The organism is Dietzia sp. DQ12-76 (genome assembly GCF_014145045.1).
Classification (GTDB): Bacteria; Actinomycetota; Actinomycetes; order Mycobacteriales; family Mycobacteriaceae; genus Dietzia.
Window position 1 is genome coordinate 1 of sequence record NZ_JAALDV010000262.1, and the last position, 1668, is coordinate 1668.

Genomic DNA, 1668 nt, shown 5'->3' on the forward strand with positions numbered 1-1668 from the left:
GAGGGCGATGCCCACCGTCCGGAACGCGGCGAAGCGGCGCGACGGGTGCTGCGGGGCCGTGGCCACGGCGACGCTCTCGTCGTTGACCAGGTGGGTCCACAGCAGTCGGGGGGCGCGCTGGTCGGGCAGGAACGTGGACGCCGAGAGGCCGTAGACGGCGTTGCGGAGGCTCACCAGGAGGCCGGCGCCGACCGCGATCCAGAGCAGGCCGCCCGACGCGACGACTCCGACGAACACCAGCTCCGAGGACGCGCTGAGGACGAGGGCTGCGGCGAGGACGACGAGCCACGGGGGTAGGCCTGCCGCTGACGCCGCCGACCCGTAGGCCATCCCGACCACGGCTATCGCCGTCGCGATCGCCGCGGCGGTCGACACGGGCCTGGTGGCTGCAGTGGACGCAGCGGACGCAGAGGGCGACGGTGTTCGCCATAATGGACGCATGGACAGTATGGTGAACGCAGACGTGGCGCCTGTCAAGCTGATCACTCGTTCGTTATAGTAAACGGATGACCCCCCAGCTCGGAGCCAGGATCGGGAGCGCGATCAAGCGGGAGCGCACGTCAGTAGGCCTGTCGGTATCCGAGCTCGCACGACGCTCGGGGGTCTCCAAGGCAACCGTGTCCCAACTCGAATCGGGCGGGGGAAACCCCAGCGTGGAGACCCTGTGGGCACTGGGGGATGCGCTCGGCGTGCCCTTCGCCCGTCTCGTGGACGAGGACGTCGAGCCCGTCACGCTGATCCGAGCCGCCGATGCTCCGCTCATCCGTTCGGCCAGCGCGGACTACGTGGCCGCGCTCCTCTCGGCCAGCCCTCCCCATGCACGGCGGGACGTGTACCTGATCCGGGCCGACCCCAGTGGTCCGAAGGTGTCCGCGCCGCATGTCCGGGGCACCGTCGAGCACGTGATCCTGGTGTCGGGGTCCGCGCTCGTGGGCCCGGAGGCGGCTCCCGTCGAGTTGTCGCCCGGCGATTACCTCAGCTACCCCGGCGACGCCCCGCACATCTTCGACGCCCAGCACGAGGGAACCACCGCGGTGCTCATCTCCGAGGTCAGATAGGTCAGCCGCCCCGAAGGTGACGCCGGGTATGCCTGCGGCCACGCGGCAGTAGACCGTCTCCGGTCAGCCCTCGGACTCGGCAGACGGCAGCGCCGAGGTGGTCGAGGTGGTCGTGGTGGCTGTGGTGGCGACGACGGCGACCTCGGTCAGCGGCGGCAGATCGAAGGCCCAGCCCGCGGTGCCCTCGGGCCGGAGCATCGCCCGCTTCGCCGAGTCGTCGAGCTGGACCGCCAGGACGATCTCGTATTCGCGGTCCGGTGACAGACGCGTGGTGGTGGAGGCAGCGGAACCCTTGCAGTCCGAGCTGACCGCCCGGGCATCGCGGGTCGCGCCACCGGACCGGAGCTCGGCGACGTCAGCGGGACCGAGCGAGGACCAACGATCCGGGCCCGACTCGGGGGAGGTGGCGATGCTGAGGGTGAGCTCCACGCCGCAGCCCGGAGTCCGCACCATCCCATCGATCCTCGCCGAACCGAGTTCGACGCCGTCCCGGCTCACCAGGGTGAACCACCGGCCGGGTGTGACGCTGACCGGTCGCCGGGGGCCGGGTTCGACGGTGGGGGACGAGGCGGGGCCGGTGGGCTCGGGCCCGGCGATCGCGTCGGCCTCG

At 71.4% G+C, this 1668-nt stretch carries 2 protein-coding genes and 1 pseudogene; 1 reads left to right on the top strand and 2 read right to left on the bottom strand.

Annotation, left to right across the window (positions count from 1 at the left end; all coding sequences use genetic code 11):
- A partial coding sequence (locus tag G6019_RS09690) for an AzlC family ABC transporter permease (protein ID WP_182627494.1) occupies positions 1-375 on the bottom strand: 375 nt, incomplete at its 3' end.
- A 131-nt stretch (positions 376-506) separates the two neighbouring features.
- On the opposite strand from G6019_RS09690, the gene G6019_RS09695 reads away from it, so the two are divergent.
- Entirely contained in the window at positions 507-1058 is a 552-nt protein-coding gene (locus G6019_RS09695; RefSeq protein WP_182613645.1) for a helix-turn-helix domain-containing protein, read from the top strand.
- A gap of 63 nt (positions 1059-1121) precedes the next feature.
- On the opposite strand, the pseudogene G6019_RS09700 reads toward G6019_RS09695, so the two are convergent.
- A pseudogene (locus G6019_RS09700) lies at positions 1122-1668 on the bottom strand (hypothetical protein); the annotation flags it as partial.

Excerpts from the sequence above, each read along its gene's own strand:
- G6019_RS09695 (WP_182613645.1), top strand. The coding sequence starts at position 507 with ATGACCCCCCAGCTCGGAGCCAGGATCGGGAGCGCGATCAAGCGGGAG.